At 66.4% G+C, this 16492-nt stretch carries 14 protein-coding genes; 6 read left to right on the top strand and 8 right to left on the bottom strand.

All coding sequences use genetic code 11. The features are described from left to right. Positions 1–150 precede the first annotated feature (150 nt). The 4 genes from FHS98_RS17990 to FHS98_RS17975 are packed head-to-tail and all read right to left on the bottom strand — an operon-like array spanning position 151 to position 4201. Complete coding sequence (locus tag FHS98_RS17990) at positions 151–996, bottom strand: aldo/keto reductase (protein WP_167108633.1); 846 nt, start codon at positions 994–996, stop codon at positions 151–153. 10 nt (positions 997–1006) lie between these two features. Continuing rightward, the gene (locus tag FHS98_RS17985; RefSeq protein ID WP_167108630.1) at positions 1007–2413 is read right to left on the bottom strand and encodes an aldehyde dehydrogenase family protein; all 1407 of its coding nucleotides are present in this window, start codon (positions 2411–2413) and stop codon (positions 1007–1009) included. Positions 2414–2430: 17 nt separating this feature from the next. After that, a complete protein-coding gene (locus tag FHS98_RS17980) occupies positions 2431–3096 on the bottom strand; it encodes a glutathione S-transferase N-terminal domain-containing protein (protein WP_167108627.1) in 666 nt (221 codons plus the stop codon). A gap of 10 nt (positions 3097–3106) precedes the next feature. Continuing rightward, positions 3107–4201 (bottom strand): Zn-dependent alcohol dehydrogenase, encoded by a 1095-nt coding sequence (locus tag FHS98_RS17975; protein WP_167108624.1) that lies wholly within the window; start codon positions 4199–4201, stop codon positions 3107–3109. 325 nt (positions 4202–4526) lie between these two features. On the opposite strand from FHS98_RS17975, the gene FHS98_RS17970 reads away from it, so the two are divergent. Next, entirely contained in the window at positions 4527–5114 is a 588-nt protein-coding gene (locus FHS98_RS17970) for a response regulator transcription factor (protein WP_167108621.1), read from the top strand. A gap of 40 nt (positions 5115–5154) precedes the next feature. On the opposite strand, the gene FHS98_RS17965 is transcribed toward FHS98_RS17970, so the two are convergent. Beyond that, a complete protein-coding gene (locus FHS98_RS17965) occupies positions 5155–6561 on the bottom strand; it encodes an aldehyde dehydrogenase family protein (RefSeq protein ID WP_167108618.1) in 1407 nt (468 codons plus the stop codon). 324 nt (positions 6562–6885) lie between these two features. On the opposite strand from FHS98_RS17965, the gene FHS98_RS17960 reads away from it, so the two are divergent. Genes FHS98_RS17960 through FHS98_RS17945 form a run of 4 tightly spaced genes read left to right on the top strand, consistent with a single transcriptional unit; the run spans position 6886 to position 11204 of the window. Further along, positions 6886–7341: a (2Fe-2S)-binding protein gene (locus tag FHS98_RS17960; protein WP_167108615.1), complete on the top strand. Its 456-nt coding sequence runs from the start codon at positions 6886–6888 to the stop codon at positions 7339–7341. Then, positions 7334–9490: a xanthine dehydrogenase family protein molybdopterin-binding subunit gene (locus tag FHS98_RS17955; RefSeq protein ID WP_167108612.1), complete on the top strand. Its 2157-nt coding sequence runs from the start codon at positions 7334–7336 to the stop codon at positions 9488–9490. The genes FHS98_RS17960 and FHS98_RS17955 overlap by 8 nt, the downstream gene beginning before the upstream one ends. Next, on the top strand, positions 9487–10818 hold the full coding sequence (locus tag FHS98_RS17950; protein WP_341786103.1) for a c-type cytochrome: 1332 nt from the start codon (positions 9487–9489) through the stop codon (positions 10816–10818). The genes FHS98_RS17955 and FHS98_RS17950 overlap by 4 nt, the downstream gene beginning before the upstream one ends. A gap of 38 nt (positions 10819–10856) precedes the next feature. Then, a complete protein-coding gene (locus tag FHS98_RS17945) occupies positions 10857–11204 on the top strand; it encodes a carboxymuconolactone decarboxylase family protein (RefSeq protein WP_167108609.1) in 348 nt (115 codons plus the stop codon). 475 nt (positions 11205–11679) lie between these two features. Here FHS98_RS17945 and FHS98_RS17940 read toward each other — a convergent pair whose 3' ends face one another. Continuing rightward, positions 11680–12438, bottom strand: a complete 759-nt coding sequence (locus FHS98_RS17940) for an SDR family oxidoreductase (RefSeq protein ID WP_208402374.1) — start codon at positions 12436–12438, stop codon at positions 11680–11682. Positions 12439–12481: 43 nt separating this feature from the next. Continuing rightward, the gene (locus FHS98_RS17935) at positions 12482–13276 is read right to left on the bottom strand and encodes an SDR family NAD(P)-dependent oxidoreductase (protein WP_279588284.1); all 795 of its coding nucleotides are present in this window, start codon (positions 13274–13276) and stop codon (positions 12482–12484) included. A 110-nt stretch (positions 13277–13386) separates the two neighbouring features. Between FHS98_RS17935 and FHS98_RS17930 the strand changes: the two genes are divergently transcribed. Continuing rightward, positions 13387–14337, top strand: a complete 951-nt coding sequence (locus FHS98_RS17930; RefSeq protein WP_167108598.1) for a GlxA family transcriptional regulator — start codon at positions 13387–13389, stop codon at positions 14335–14337. A gap of 305 nt (positions 14338–14642) precedes the next feature. On the opposite strand, the gene FHS98_RS17925 is transcribed toward FHS98_RS17930, so the two are convergent. Beyond that, complete coding sequence (locus FHS98_RS17925) at positions 14643–15824, bottom strand: alpha/beta fold hydrolase (protein WP_208402372.1); 1182 nt, start codon at positions 15822–15824, stop codon at positions 14643–14645. Between the last annotated feature and the right edge of the window lie 668 nt (positions 15825–16492).

The raw sequence follows: 16492 nt of genomic DNA, 5'->3' as shown, positions 1-16492 counted from the left end.
GCGCTGTAGCGCTTCCTCGTCGTCTTCATTCCCGTACCAATCCATCAGGTCGGGAGTAGCTTAACACCCTGTCCAGAAAACCGGCACCACCTCAGTTCGCTTCGATCACGATCGCCCCGAACGAAAGTCGGGCGGCGATGCACGCCCTCTCTATCGGCCGGCGGCATCGAGCTGGGCGAACTCCTCATCGGTCAGGCGAATGTGGCGGGCGCGCGCATTCTCTTGCAAATGCGCGACGCTCGACGTGCCGGGGATCGGCAGGATCACCGGGCTGCGCCGCAGCAGCCAGGCGATCGCGATCTGGCCGACGCTTGCCTCGTGTGCGGTCGCGATCCGGTCGAGGATCGATCCGGGCTGGGTCAACCGCCCCGCTGCGAGCGGGAACCAGGGGATGAAGCCGATCCCGTGCGCTTCGCAATGGTCGAGCACCGCCTCGCTCTGGCGATCGGCGAGATTGTAGCGGTTCTGCACGGTCGCCACCGGGAACACGCGCCGCGCCGCCTCGATCTGCGTGACGCTCACCTCGCTCAGGCCAGCGTGACGAATCACGCCGGAGTCGATCAACTGACGGATCGCGGCGAACTGCTCGTCCTGCGGCACGGCCGGATCGATGCGGTGGAGTTGCCAGAGATCGATCGTCTCGACCCCCAACGCCTCCCGGCTCTGTCGCGCCTGGCGGATGAGATAATCCGGGTTGCCATTGGGCCGCCATTCGCCTGGGCCGGGGCGCATGAAGCCCGCCTTGGTCGCGATGCGCAACCCCTCCGGGTAAGGAAACAACGCCTCGCGGATCAGCGTCTCGGACACGTCCGGCCCGTAGCTGTCGGCGGTGTCGATGAAGTCGATACCCACCTCGGGAATCGCTCGCAGAGTCGCCAGCACCGCCTCACGGTCGCGCGGTGGCCCCCACACGCCGGGGCCGGCCACGCGCATCGCGCCATAGCCGAGCCGCCGGACTTTCATGTCACCGCCGATATCGAAAGTGTCGAAGGTCATCGACCGCTCCTCAGCCTGCCAGCTTCGCATTCAGGATGCGGATCTGGGTGAAATCCTTCATACCCTCCAGGCCGTTCTGGAGGCCGATGCCCGATTCCTTGGCGCCGCCGAACGGTACGTCGAGCGGCAACGCCATATGCTGGTTCACCCAGATGGTGCCGGTCTCGATCCTGCCGGCAATCTCGATCCCGCGGCGGGGATTGCCCGTCCAGATCGTGCCGCCGAGGCCGAATTCGGTCGCGTTGGCGCGCGCGATGGCATCGTCGAGGTCGTCATAGGGCAGGATCGGCAGCACCGGGCCGAACTGCTCCTCCTGCACGAGCCGGGCGCTCTCCTCGAGACCGGTGACGATCGCCGGCTCGATGAAATAGCCGGTACCGGTCGGCTCGCCGCCGGTGAGGAAGGTGCCGCCCTCCTCGCGCGTGGTGGCGATGAAGCTCAGCACCTTCTCGAACTGCATCCTGTTCTGGAGCGGCCCCATGGTGGTCGCAGGATTCAAGCCATCGCCGAGCACGGCCGCCTTCGCCCTCTTCGCCAGCGCATCAGCGAGCGGCTGCACGAGCGCGCGCGGCGCATAGACGCGCTTGGTGGCGTAGCAGACCTGTCCTGCGTTGATGAACGCCGCGGCGTAGATCTTGTCCGCCACCCATTCGAGATCGACGTCGTCGAGCACGATCGCCGCATCGTTGCCGCCCAGTTCCAGCGTGAAGCGCTTGAGAGTGCCGGCCGCAGACCCCAAAACCTTCTTGCCGGTCGGCGTCGAGCCGGTGAAGCTGACATGGGCAACGTCCGGGTGGCTGGTGAGCAACGGCCCGAGATCGTTTGCGTCGGCCAGCGTCTGGAAAACGCCCTTGGGAAAGATCTCCGCCGCCAGCTCGCCGAGAATCAGCGTGCACAACGGGGTCGACGGCGCGGGTTTGGCGATGACGGTGTTGCCGGTGATCAGGGCCGGCGCCAGCTTGAAGGACAGGAGCGTCATCGGCCGGTTCCACGGCATGATCGCCACGACCACGCCCTGCGGATAATGCTGCTCGACGATCAGTTCCTGCTCGTTCTCGCGGATCACACGATCTTCCAGCACCTGCCCGGCGAAATGGCGGATCGCGTCGCGCGCGCGGCCGACCTCGAAGCGACAATCGGCGATCGGTCCGCCGCGCTCGCGGGTCAGCGTCTCGGCGATGCGGTCGAGATTCTCGGTCATCGCGTCGGCGAAGCGCTCGATATAGGGACGTCGCCCCTCATAACCGAGCGCTGCCCAGTCGCGCTGGGCGCGGCGGGCGGCGGCGATGGCAGCGCCCGCCTGGGTGATGCTGGCGTGCGGCGCCTGCGCGAACGGCTTGGTCGTCGTCGGATCGATGACGTCCATCGTCTGCGCGCCGTCGACCAGTTCGCCGTCGATCAAGAGCTTGTAGGTCATGTCAGTCTCTCCAGGGATTATCGGGCGAAGGCGGCAGGCGCGTCGGCGACCGCCTGCGGATTTTCTTCGGCGAGCCAGTGGCCCCTGCTCAGCCCCTCAGCCGCCAGCGCGTCTCGCACCGAGGCGCGCTCACCGATCAGATCGAGCAGCGCCTCGATCCGTGGATAGGCATGGAGGGGGATGCGGTAATGCCGCGCCCGGCTGGCGATCACGAAGAAAAAGGCGTCCGCCGCAGTGAAGCTGAAACCGGTCAGGTAAGGCCCGGTCAACTCGCGCTCGGCGACGGCCAGCCGCTCGTGGATGCGCAGCAAAGCGAGTTCACGCACCGGCCCTTCGAGGCGGCGGGTCAGCGCCATGAAATTCTTGTCGAGTTCGGCCGCGACAAAGCTCTGCCATTCCATGACCCGATAGCGGCGCTGCGTTCCAGTCGCGGGCATCAGGTCGTATCGGCGCGCGCGATCGCATAGATATTGCGCGATCACGAGATTCTCGGTGAGCTCTTCCCCATCGTCCAGCACCAGTAGCGGTACCATGCCGTGCGGTGCCGCCGCGCGGTAATCCGATCCGTCTGCGCGCAGCGTGGTGGTGACATTTACCGCCTCCAACTGAAACGGCTCACCGATCTCCCTCAGGAGGATGTGGACCGACAGCGAACTGGCACCGGGACGGGTGAAGAGCTTCACCGCATCAGCCTCAGAAGGAGGTGACCACCGTGCGGGCGATCGCCCCCTTCTTCAGATCGTCATAGGCCTCGTTGATCTCGCTGATATTGACCTCGCGCGCGACCAGATCGTCGAGATTGAAGCGGCCCTGCAGATAGAGATCGGCATACATCGGGATGTCGCGTTTGATGTTGCTAGATCCCATGAAGACGCCGCGGAGATCGACCTGGCGGACGAGAAGATCGATCTGGCTGAGCGAGATCTTCGTCTCCGGACGCGGCACGCCGATCAGATAGGCGCCGCCGCCGGGGCGGACGAGGCGCACCGCCTGCTCGGCCGTCGCCTGCAGACCAATCACTTCGAAGGCATGGTGGACGCCGCGCGGCAACAGCGCATGCACCGCCTCGACCACGTCAACTTCCTTCGCGTTCAGGAAATCGGTCGCGCCGAACTTGCGGGCCATCTCTTCCTTGCTGGCGAGCGCGTCGATGGCGATGATGCGATCGGCGCCGGCAAGCTTCGCGCCCGAGATGACATTGAGGCCAACACCGCCGACGCCGATCACCGCCACCGTGTCGCCGGGACGAACGCCGGCCGTGTTGATCGCGGCGCCCGCGCCGGTGATCACGCCGCAGCCAAGGAGCGAGGCCTGCGCGAAGGGTAGTTCGGCGGGCACCTTCACCAGCTGGTTCTCATGGACGAGCGCCTGCTCGGCGAAGCCGCCGGTGCCCCACGCGGGATGGACCGGACTGCCGTCCGAGTCCCGCGTAACGCGCTGGCCGTCGGCGGCCGGACGCAACGTCTCACTCGGATTCTCACATTGGTAAGTGCGCCCCGACAGGCAGGTCTGGCAATGGCCGCAGAACTGGATGAGCGAGCCGACGACATGGTCACCGATCGCGAATTCGCGCACGTCGGGGCCGATCCCCTTTACCACGCCGGCAATTTCGTGGCCGAGCAGCGCGGGGAGCGGCAGGCCGTAATTCGCCTCCGCCATGTGCAGGTCGGAATGGCACAGGCCGCACGCCTTGACCTCGACCAGCACCTCGCGCCCCTTCGGCGCATCGATCGTCACGTCCTGGACGTCGAACCGTCCTTCATTGGCATTCAGGACTGCGGCCTTCATCACGATCTCCGTTGTGAATGGCGCACCGGCTGGCGCGCGAATGACGGCGGTTATCTGGGCCGGAGACCGCGCGCGCCCTAGCCGTACCGAGGTATGGGGTAGCTTGCGGATAGTATGAGGAGGCCAAGTAACACTCTGCAATAACGGCGAAATTCTTCACCGATACCGAAGTATGGGATGCAGTCCGGCCGGATTGCTGGCCTCCTGTTCAAAGCTGCGCTAAATTTGCCCGGCACATGCGATCCAGAAGGAAGTACCCTTGAATCTCGCGCGCAAGATCGGAGGGGCTTCGCCGACCGCCCCGTCTGCGACAACGCCCCTGGTGATGGTCGTTGATGACGATCCCGATGTGCGGGACAGCCTGACCGACATGTTCCTTTCGGTCGGGATCGAGGCAGTGACGTTCGGGTCCACCGCCGACATGCTCGCGCACGGCATCCCCGATCGGCCGAGTTGCCTCGTCCTCGATCTCCGGCTGCCGGGATCGAGCGGGCTCGAGCTTCAGACGCAGCTTGCCAAGCGAGGCGTCAACATCCCGATCATCTTCATCACCGGCCACGCCGACGTCCCGACATCGGTACGCGCGATGAAGGCCGGCGCGCTCGATTTCCTGCCCAAGCCGTTCCTCGAGCAGGATTTGCTCGATACGGTGGCAGACGCCCTGCGTCGCGACGGCCAGCGGCGGATGGGCGACGAAGAGCGCAACGAGGTCCGCGCGCTGGGCGACGAGTTGACGCCGCGCGAGGTCGACGTACTGCGCGGCGTGGCGCGCGGGCTACTCAACAAGCAGATCGCCCACGAGCTCGGCATCACCGAGATCACCGTGAAGATGCACCGGTCGAGCGCAGGGCGTAAGCTCAAGTCCGTCTCGGTCGCCGACATGGTGCGCAAGGTCGAACTGCTCGGCCTTTGACCGCCGGGGCTACGCTCGGCAGCCCCGGGGTCTGAACCGATCAGGCCTGCGCCTTGATGCCCGGCGGCAGCGCGCCGGCCGGCGAGACCGCGATCAGCTTCCAGTTGACGAACTCGCCGAAGCCGAGCTGGCTGAGTTCGCGCCCGTAGCCCGAATTCTTGACGCCGCCGAACGGCATATGCGGGGTCGACCAGGTCGGGTTGTTGATGAAGGCCATGCCGCTCTCGATGGCGAGGCCGACACGCTTGCCGCGCTCCAGGTCCACGGTGAAGACCGATCCGCCTAGCCCGAACGGCACATCATTGGCGAGCGCGATTGCCTCCGCCTCGTCGGCGACGACGTAGAAGGGCAGGACCGGGCCGAAAATCTCCTGACGATAGATGGGATTATCGGGCGTGATGCAGGTCAGGATGGTCGGCTCAAGGTAGCTGCCGGGGCGATCGATGCGGCGGCCGCCGAGCGCTACGGTCGCGCCGCCGGCCTTCGCCTCCTCGATCTGCCCGAGCAGGCCCTGGAGCGCCCCCTCGGACGAAACCGGCGCAAGCGTGCTCGCCGGATCGAGCGGATCGCCCGCCTGAAGTGACCCCATCGCCGCGATCATCGCCTCGAGGAACTGGCGCCCGCGCTCCTCGCCTACGACGATCATGCGCTTGGTCGCGACGCAGCTCTGGCCGGCATTGTTCATCTTGCCGACCATCGCGTTGATCACGGTCGGCTCGAACGGCGCGTCCTCCAGCACGATCATCGGATCGGAACCGCCCAGTTCCAGGACCGATTTCTTGAGGTTGCGCGCGGCACGCTCGGCGACCGTCGCGCCCGCTTTCTCGCTGCCGGTCAGCGTTACGCCCCGCACGCGGGGATCGTCGATGATCGTGGAGACCTGATCGGTGGTGATGAAGAGGTTGGCATAAGCACCCGCCGGCACGCCCGCGCGCCGCATCACGTCCTCGAAGGCGAGCGCGCACTGGGGCACGTTGCTGGCATGCTTGGCGACGACGACGTTGCCGACCATCAATTGCGGCCCGACCACGCGGGCGAGTTGGAACATGGGGAAGTTCCACGGCTCAATCGCCAGAATGATGCCGAGCGGCAGCGCATAGAGCTCCGCACCGGGCGCGTCGGGCAGCGGCTTGGGCGCAAGGAACTCGGCGGCCGTATCGGCATAATAATCGAGGATCGCGGCCGAGAGCATCAGTTCGCCGTGCCCATGCGAGATCAGCTTGCCCATGTCGCGGGCGAGGATTTCAGCAAGTCTCCGAACATCCTCACGGATGATGGCGGCGGCGCGGCGCAGGATCGCGGCGCGCTCCTCGATCGGGCGGTGCGGCCAGTCCTCGCGGTAGCAGCGATGGGATTCGTCGAGAATCGCGCCAAGCGCCGCGTCGCTGATCGTGTCGAAGGTCTTCTCAATCACGCCGGTCGAGGGATTGACGGTACGGTAGGCCATGCGATGCTCCAAAGCTGACGGGTGCGTGGGCGAGCATCCGGCGGCACAGGCAGCGCTGCCATCGTATTCAAGTATGGGTTCCCGCGACCAAGTTGGGGGAGGCCGCCGAATGCCGAGGCGCGGTGGTGCGACGTTAGTCCACGAAATCGTTGAAGGCCGCGGCTGCGCTTATCGTGGATTTCGAGATGTCCGGTCGTCGAAACGCCAGGGGCGGCGCCTGCCTTCCCGCCTCAGGCTGGCTCCCGTGCGGTCCCCAACCATACCGATGTATACCTACCGGCCAGCCGACAGCTGCTGCACCCTGAAGTGACGAGGTGAAGCGAGATGATCAGTATCCAGGTTAACGGGGAGCAACGCGACGTCGAGATCGATGGTGACACGCCCCTGCTCTGGGTGCTGCGCGACGTGCTCGCCATGACCGGCACGAAATTCGGCTGCGGCATCGCCCAATGCGGTGCTTGCACTGTCCATATCGATGGTGTCCCTACACGATCCTGCCGCCTGCCGGTGAGCCAGGTGGGCGATCGCGCGGTGACGACGATCGAGGGAGTCGGCGCCACCTCCGCCGGCCGGCGCATCCAGAAGGCGTGGCTGGACCTCGAGGTGATCCAGTGCGGCTATTGCCAGTCCGGCCAGATCATGGCGGCATCCGCCTTGCTCGCCACCAACCCGTCACCCGATGATGCGGACATCGATGCGGCGATGTCGGGCAATATCTGCCGGTGCGGCACCTACGTCCGCATCCGCGAGGGCATCAAGCAGGCTGCCCGTCATGGCTGAGTCAGTGCTGTCCCGCCGTCATTTCCTCGGCAGCGGCGTAGCTGTAGGCGCGGCGCTCGTCCTCGGTGTCGACCTGAAGACCGCCGACATCGCCGCAGCCACGCCCACCGTCCGCGCGGCGTTCGCGCCCGATGCCTTCATCCGTATCGCTTCGGACGGCAAGGCGAGGCTCATCATGCCCCAGACGGAGATGGGCCAGGGCATCTACACCGCATTGTCCATGCTGATCGCGGAAGAACTCGACCTGCCGCTCGACGGCGTGACGCTGGAAGCCGCCCCGGCGAACGACAAGCTCTACGGCAACCCGATCTTCCAGGTGCAGGCGACCGGCGGATCGACGTCGATGCGCGGATACTGGCTGCCGCTGCGCAAGGTCGGCGCGAGCGCCCGTGCGATGCTGGTTGCCGCCGCCGCGAGGCGCTGGCGTGTGGCGCCCGAGAGCTGTCGCACCGAGGCCGGCGCCGTCATCCACGACGCGAGCGGCCGGACGCTCGGCTACGGCATGCTGGCGGCCTCCGCCATGCTGGAAAAGCCGCCCGCCGAGCCGAAGCTCAAGGAGCCTGCCGATTTTCGCCTGATCGGCCGTTCGCATCACCGGCTCGATACACCCGACAAAGCCAATGGTGTCGTCCAGTACGGCATCGATGCCATGCCGCCCGGCGTCCGCTTCGCCAGCCTCGCCTGCTCGCCGGTGCTCGGCGGCAGGGTGGCGCGGGTCGACGAATTGCAGGCCAAGTCTCTCCCCGGCGTGAAACAGATTGTCGTGCTCGAGGATATGGTCGCAGTGGTCGGCGACACGAGCTGGGCGGCGATGCGGGCGCTCGCGGCGTTGGACATCATATGGAATGATGGTCCGCTCGCCGCCGTCTCGACCGAGACCATTCGGGCGGACCTTCATGCCGCCGCGAACACGGAAGGCCATGTCGCCGTCGATACTGGCGCGCGCGCCAAGCTTTCAGGGGACGGCGTCATCTCGGCCGCCTACGAGCTACCGCTTCTCGCCCATGCGCCCATGGAGCCGATGAACTGCACCGTGCATCTGACGCCTGGCCATTGCGAGGTCTGGGTGGGGACGCAAGCGATCACGATGGCACAGCGCGCTGCCGCCGAGGAGGCTGGGCTGACGCCCGAGCAGGTAACGGTGCACAACCACCTGATCGGCGGCGGCTTCGGCCGCCGGCTCGAGGTTGACGGAGTGCGCAAGGCGGTCCGCATCGCACGCCATGTCGACGGGCCGGTGAAGGTCATCTGGAGCCGGGAAGAGGATATCGGCAAGGCACCTTATCGCTCGGTCTATGGCGCGTGGCTCGAGGCGAAGCTGGACAATGGCAAGCCTGTCGCCTGGTCGCATAAAGTGGTGGGACCGGCGGTGATCGGGCGCTGGCTGCCACCCGCCTATGACGGCAAGATCGATATCGACGCCGTCGACGGTGCGGCCGAGACGCCCTACGATTTCCCGGCGAGCTACGTCGAGTGGGTCCGCCATGAGCCGCGCGGCGTCAACACCGCCTTCTGGCGAGGCGTCGGTCCCAACATGAACGTCTTCGCCACCGAGAGTTTCATCGATCGCGTAGCGCACGAAGCGGGCGCCGATCCGCTCGCCTTCCGGCGCTCGATAATCGGAAAATTGCCCCGCGCCCGCGCGGTGCTGGATCTCGCCGCAACGAAGGCGGGCTGGGGCGATCCCCTTCCCACCCGTTCGGGGCGCGGCATCAGCCTGCAATATGCGTTCGGCAGCTTCCTCTGCACGATCGCGGAAGTTTCCGTGGCCGACGATGGCGCCGTCACCGTCACACGACTGACCACAGCCGTCGACTGTGGAACTCCGGTCAATCCCGACGGCATCGTCTCCCAGATCCAAGGCGGCATGATCTTCGGTCTCTCGGCCGCGCTTCACGGCGAGATCACGCTGGTTGGCGGCCGCACGCAACAGAGCAATTTCCACGATTATCGCGTCGTCCGCATGGACGAGACGCCCCGTATAGATGTGCATGTCGTGACCAACGCAGAGGCGCCGGGCGGGATCGGCGAGCCGGGCACGGTTTCGGTCCAGGGCGCGGTCGCCAACGCGATCTATGCCGCGACCGGCGTGCAGCTTACCCGGATGCCCATCGATACGGCGTTGCTGGCGAAGGATCGCCGGGCGTGATCGCGCGGCGCCGCAACTGGCTGATCCTCGGGGCTGCCGTCCTGTTGTTCGTCGCAGTGGCGACATGGCGGCTTGCCCTGCTTCCCGGCCCGCTCGCCTTCGCCGGGGGGACGCAGGTCGATCTCACAGACTATCGCGGCCCCTCGCCGGCCGGCGTCCCCGCCGAGCTGGCGAATGCGGACCCGATCGCCAAGGGCCAGTATCTGACGCAGGCTGCGGACTGCGCCGCCTGCCACACCGCGAAGGGCGGCAAGCCCTTTGCCGGCGGACGGCCGTTCAAGCTGCCGTTCGGTACGATCTACACGCCCAACATCACGCCGGACCGTGAGACGGGAATCGGCGCCTGGACGGATGCCGAGTTCCTGCGCGCGGTGCATAAGGGCATCGGACGCGGCGGCGAGCGGCTCTATCCAGCCTTCCCCTACGCCTCCTATACGTTGCTGACCGACGACGATGTCCTGGCGATCCGACGCTACCTTTCGACGATCTCGCCGGTGCGGCAGGCGAACAAGCCGCTCGGCTTCAGCTTCCCGTTCAACCAGCGCTGGCTGATGACCTTCTGGAGCGCCTTCTTCAATCCCGGCCATCGCTTCCGCCCGGTGCAGGAGCGGAGCGCGCAGTGGAATCGCGGCGCCTATCTGGTCGAGGCGGCGGAGCATTGCGGCGAATGCCACACGCCGCGCACGATCATGCAGGCGATGAACACGCGCCAGAAGTTCGCCGGCGGGCAAGCGGAGGGCTGGAACGCCTACAATATCAGCAGCGACCGGCTGAGCGGCATCGGCGCGTGGTCGGCCCAGGATCTGGCGCAGTATCTCGCCAAGGGCCATGCGCCCGGCCACGGCGTCGCCTCCGGCCCGATGGGCGAGGCGGTGGAACTCAGCACCAGCAAACTCACGCCCAGCGACATTGCCGCGATGGTGACCTATCTGCAGTCCGTACCCGCCGTCCACACCAAGGCTTCCCCACGGATGGCCGGACCAGCGCCTACGCTGGCAAGCGCTGGCCCTACCAACAATCCGGTCGGCAAGCGGATCTTCGAGGGTGCGTGCGCCAGTTGCCATGCGTGGAATGGTCGCGGCGCGATCACGGCCGAACAGCAGTTGACCGGCAACCGCGCGGTCAACGACGCCACGGCCGCCAACGTCGCGATGATGATCCTGAACGGTATCGGTTCGCCCGAACATCAGGGCGCATTCATGCCGAGCTTCCGCGCTTCCTACAGCGACGCGGAGATCGCGGCTGCAGCCAACTACGTCACCGCGCGCTTCGGCGCGAAGCCGTCGCGCGTGACGGCCGAGGACGTCCGCAAGATGCGGGCGCAATAGGCACGCTCTCTTCCCTCAACTACAATGGAGCAAGTTACATGCATATGATGGACTGGAACGGCTATCGCGATCAGGTGCTCGCCGGCGTCGGCGCGATCGGAAAGCTGTCGCCAGATACCACGCGTGGATACGCCGCCATGAGCGGCGCTGGCGCAAAGACCGGTCACCTCGATGCCAAGACCCGCGAGTTGATCGCGGTGGCATGCGCGATCACGCTGCGCTGCGATGGCTGCATCACCGTCCACACCAAGGCGGCACAGGAAGCGGGCGCCAGCGAAGAGGAGCTGGCCGAGGCTCTGGGCGTTGCCATCGCCCTGAATGCCGGCGCAGGCCTGGTTTATTCGACCCGCGCCATGGACGCCTTTTCGGCAGCGACGGACGCTTGATCCCAGCATTTCCCCTATCGGGGGAATCCGGCCATCTGGGCGGCGGTGAAGCCCCGTGTCTCGGGCACGGGGCGTTGCCGGCGCTGGCCGCAACCGATCCAGCGATCGGCGCATCCTGCCGCTTCGCAAGCGCAGGCCATGCCGCCACATAAGCGCCACGGCGTACCGCCGGCACGATGGCGGCGGGAGACGTGCGCTGTTACCGGGCCAGCCGCCGACTGCGCCGCGCGCTTCCTCGGCTGGTCGCGATCAAACAGCAGCGGCGCGAACACTACGAACGGCATTTTTCGCCAGGATCACGATGATCCTCGCGTTCCGTATGATCGCGCCATCAACGCCGAGCCTGTCAGCAAGAGCGCTGCCGTCGGCATCGGCCTGATACTCTGCCAGAGACGCCCGCGCTGGTTCGGAGCGCGGGCGTCCCGTTATCGCTGGCCGCCGACCGGCAGCGCACTGCCGGTCGGCGGCGTTCGCGTCACGCCCCGACCGGGATCGGATTCTCGATGAGCGACAGGTTGAAGCCGTGGATGAGCGCATGCTCGTTCGCGCCCGGATTGTCGCGGATCGCCTTGATCGCATCGACGACGATCTCGGGATCGTCGGTGGCGAGCTTCTCCATCGTCTCGGCAATGAAGGCATCGAGCGGCATCGCGCGCGGATCGCCGGCCTTGTGGATCAGATCGGTGTCGACCCACGGCGGCGCGATTTCCTGAACGCGCACGGAGGTGTCACGCAGCATGAAGCGCTGTGACAGCGTGTAGCTGTGAAGCGCTGCCTTCGACGCCGAATAGACCGCGTTGCCCGCGAGCGGCACGTAGGCCAGCACCGACGTATTGTTGATGATCACGCTCTCGGGCTGGCTCTTCAACTGCTCGATCAGGGCCGAGGTCATGCGGATGGGGCCGAGCAGGTTGGTCGTGAGGATCGACTGCGTCACGCTGTCGTCGATCGCGCCGGAGGCGTCGTCGAACGGCATGATGCCGGCATTGTTGATCAGCACGTTGAGCGTCGGAAAGCGCGAGATGAGTTCCCGCGCCGCGGCCTCGATGCTGGCGAGGTCGGTGACGTCGAAGCTGATCGACTCCATGCCCGGATTGGCGGCGGTCACCTCGTCCAGCAGCGCCTTGCGGCGGCCGGCGATGATCACCTTGTTGCCGAGCTTGTGGAACGCCTCGGCAAGGCCGCGGCCGATGCCGGATGTCGATCCGGTGATGAAGATGGTGTTGCCGGTCATTTTCACGATGCTGTCTCCTTCGTACGATCGTTCTTGGTTGGGATCAGGCAGTGGCGGTGAGGTAGCGCGCACCCGGCCGGGCGTGGGCGAGGTCGCCGGCGATGCGGCGGCGCAGCGCCTCATAGTCGTCCCACAGGGTGCCATCCTGCAGCGGCGGGATCGTCACGATCTCGCCGAGATCGAGGCCGGCGAGCGCGGCATCGACCATCGCGTCGCTCGCCATGGTCTTGGGGCTGCTGGCATAGGCTTCGAAGCCGGCGATGCCCCAGAATTCGGTCGCGGTGCCGCCGGGCAGAACCGCCTGCACGCGGATGCCCTTGCCGGCGAGCTCATGCTGGAGCGACTGGGTGAAGGCGAGGACGAAGGCCTTGGTGCCCCCGTAGACTCCGTTCAGGATCTCCGGGCCGATCGCGACGATCGAGGAGATGTTGATGATCGTCCCCTGCCCGCGCGCCACGAAGCCCGGCGCCGCCGCATAGCTCAGCCGCATCAGCGCGGTGACGTTCAGGTCTACCATCAGCTCCATGCGGTTCACGTCGCTGTCGACCAGCGGGGTCACGCCACCGAAACCGGCATTGTTGACCAGCATGGTGATGCCCGCATTGTTGCGCAGGATCTGTTCGACCCGGAACAGGTCGTCCTTGTCCGAAAGGTCCGCCGTCACGACGTTGACCGATCGTCCGGTCGCATCGGTGATCCGCGCCGCCACGTCCTGCAGCCGCTCCGTATTGCGAGCGACCAGAATGAGATCGTAACCGCGCCGCGCCAGTCGATCCGCATAGACCGCGCCGATGCCGGTGGATGCGCCCGTGACGAGTGCCGTACCCAGATTGCTCATCGTCATTCTCCTTGGTTTCGAGCTTCGCCGATGGGCAAAGGTCTACGCTTGCGGGAGAACGTCCGAAATGTCATATAAGGTGCGTTTTCGGACATTGCGGGGAACGGGACATGCGATCGGTCGGCTTCATCGTTCATCCGGGCTATTCGCCGATGACCCTCGCCATCTCGACCGTGTTCGAGATCGCCAACATCCAGGTGGGCGAGCCGGTCTACGACGTGCGGATGCTGTCCGAGGCGGGCGGACCGGTGCGCACCTCGATCGGGTTCGAGGTGATGACCCAGCCCCTTTCGGGTGAGACGCTGGACCTGCTGGTGGTCGGCGGCAGCATGGAGGATGCGACGCCCGAGGTGGTGTCCTTTGTCCGCCGCGCGCCGAAGTTCGCGCGCCGCATCGCCGCCCCCTGCATCGGCGCGCTCGTCCTCGCCGAGGCGGGGCTGCTCGATGGCCGTCGCGCGACGACCCACTGGCTCTATGCCCGCGACATGGCCGCCCGCTACCCGCGCATCCGGGTGGAAGAAGACCGGATCTTCATCGCCGACGGGCCGATCTGGACGTCGGCGGGCATGTCCGCCGGCATCGACCTCGCGCTCGCGCTGATCGAGGAGGATCTCGGTATCGAGGCAGCGCGCAGCGCGGCGCGCAAGATGGTGGTGTATCACCGGCGCAGCGGCGGGCAGTCGCAATTCTCCACCCTGCTCGAACTCGAACCGAAGTCGGACCGGATGCAGGCGGTGCTGACCTATGCGCGGCGCAACCTCACCAACCGCCTCTCGGTCGAGGAACTGGCGGAGGTCGCGCACCTCTCGCCGCGCCAGTTCAGCCGCGCCTTCCAGAGCGAGACCGGCCAGTCGCCCGCCAAAGCGATCGAGCATTTGCGGCTGGAGGCTGCGCGCGCGCTGATGGAGGACACCCATCACCCTATCGACGTCGTGGCTCAACAGACAGGCTTCGCCGATCGCAGCCGGATGCGCCGGGCGTTCGTCCGCGCCTACGGCCAGCCGCCGCAGGTACTGCGGCGGGCAGCGCAGAGCGCGACCGCCGAACTGATCGACACCTGACGGCGCGGGTTCCGGCGTCACCGGAAGAACAGGGTCAGGAGGCTGATCGCGAACAGCCCGCAGAGGCCGACGATCGTGCGAAGATGAGATGGGATGCTGTCTGCACGGCTCGCCTTCACGGGACATCTCCAACGGTGTGCCGGGCCGGCACCGCGCGCGAGGGGGGAAGCGCGCGGCTCGGGCTGGAGGGGGGCATGGCCGGCCCGGTCGGTTAACGATGTGCTACCATCGCCGGATTCGAAACAGATATGCGCCGGTCTGCCCGCCCCCTCCATTGGTAGGGGGCGAGGCGCGACCGCGCGCATTCAACGATCGAGAAACAGGCGCAGGTGCGCGAGGAACAGCTCGGGATACTGGAACTGCGCGGCGTGGCCCGCATCGGGATAGACGATCAGCTGCGCGTCGGGGATGTGCTGCTGGAGGTGGAAGGAGTTGATCGTCGGCAGCATCACGTCGAGGCTGCCGTTGACGACGAGCGTCGGCACCGTGATCGCCTTGAGATCGGCGAAGCGCTCACCATGCGGCTGGAGCCAGTCTCGGCCCGCCGTCACCTGCGACATGATCGATTCCAGCCTGGTCGCCGGATCGACATCCTCTGTGCGGGCGAAGCGGCGTCCCAGGAAGGCCATGCCGGCCGCCTTGCCGGCATCGGAATGGCCGAAGAAGAGCCACAGAAAATCCTCAGCCGAGGCGCTGCCGCTCGCCCGCCGCGAAACCTCCTCCTGATAAGGCGTCGGCTCGCCGCCGCGCGGGCTGGTGCCAAGCAGCGCCAACCGCCGGATTCGGCCCGAATAGGCTTTGGCGAAGGCCTGCGCGACCATGCCCCCCATCGAGAAGCCCAGCAGATCGAAAGTCCCGAGCTCGAGCGCGTCGACAAACTCGAGCAGGCAGTCGGCCATGCCCTCGATCGTCGTCGGCGTCGTGCCGGTCGAGGCGCCGATGCCGGCGCTGTCGAACAGGATCACGGTGCGGTCCGCCGCCAGCCCGTCGGTCAACAGCGGATCCCAATGGTCGAGCCCGCCGGTGAAGTGTTGCAGCATGACGATCGGGACACCGTCGGCCTTGCCGAAGCGGCGGTAGGCGTAGCGAGTGTCCCCGACTTCGATAAATTCGGTCGGTGTATCGTGATGTGTGGTCATGACATATCTCCTTGCGGAGAGGTCTGGAACCGCGATCACGGCCCTGCGATACAGACATGGGTAGGGGGAGGCCATTCCAAAGCGGGAGCGCGGTACCCTTTCACGCGCGCGTGTGACAGTAGAGCGGACGGATCGAAAGGAGGCCTGGCGCATCGAGTCCAGCGTCTTTGCCACCCGGCTCGCCGCAAGCGCGTTCGCGATCGATCTGATCACGAATTTCGAAATCTCGGTGCGATCCTCTACTTGGTCCCGCTCGCATTGCTCGGCAGGCGGGGCAGCAACCGGGACATTCACCTCGGCGCGGTCGTCTGCGTGGGCCTCGCCGCCGCCGCTTGGCTGATCGTCCATGGGAGCGACCCGGATAGCGCAAGCGCGTTGCGGCTGGCATTCGGCCTGATCGCTATCGCGATCACCGCCACTCCGCTCACCAGCCAGGACTGGCCGCGCAGGAAGAGCCGGCCCGCGCCGGCTCAGACGCGAGCCGCCGGAGATCGCCGGTATCATGCAGCGCGCGCACGAGACCATCATGGCGGGCCGGCGATCGGTGAAATCGGTCGAACTGGACCGGCTGGCCGGCGAGACGTGTGAACCGCCGGAGCGAGAGTTGCGGCGGACAGACGCTCACGCCAAAATCTATCGCGACGAGGCGGTGTCGCTCGTGCAGGCCTATCCGGTGAATCTGCAAGTCAGCGGTGGAAGCGATGGGCGGGAACCTGACCGTACGCAACTGCGCGAAAGGAGGGCACCGAGTTCGGCTTCACGTTGCCGTCCATTACGGAAACGACACAAGATGACGGCAACGATCCACCATCGGCCAGCCGCACTTTCGTATAGGATCGGGCCTGCTCTCGTAGAATGTCGCCCGAGCGGACCCTCCGCCAGGATCGGGAGGCGACGGCTTCTCGTCGCGCCACTCGCCCGAGGCCTGGCACCGATGCTCGATCTTCCCTTCTTCGATCCTTCCCGGCGGGACTTTCTGGGTGGCATGGCCGCGGCGGGAATGCTCGCCGGCATGC

The sequence above is a fragment of the Sphingomonas oligoaromativorans genome (assembly GCF_011762195.1).
Taxonomy (GTDB): domain Bacteria; phylum Pseudomonadota; class Alphaproteobacteria; order Sphingomonadales; family Sphingomonadaceae; genus Solisphingomonas; species Solisphingomonas oligoaromativorans.
The sequence above is the reverse complement of the archived record's forward strand: the minus strand, read 5'-3'. Positions and strand labels throughout refer to the sequence as shown.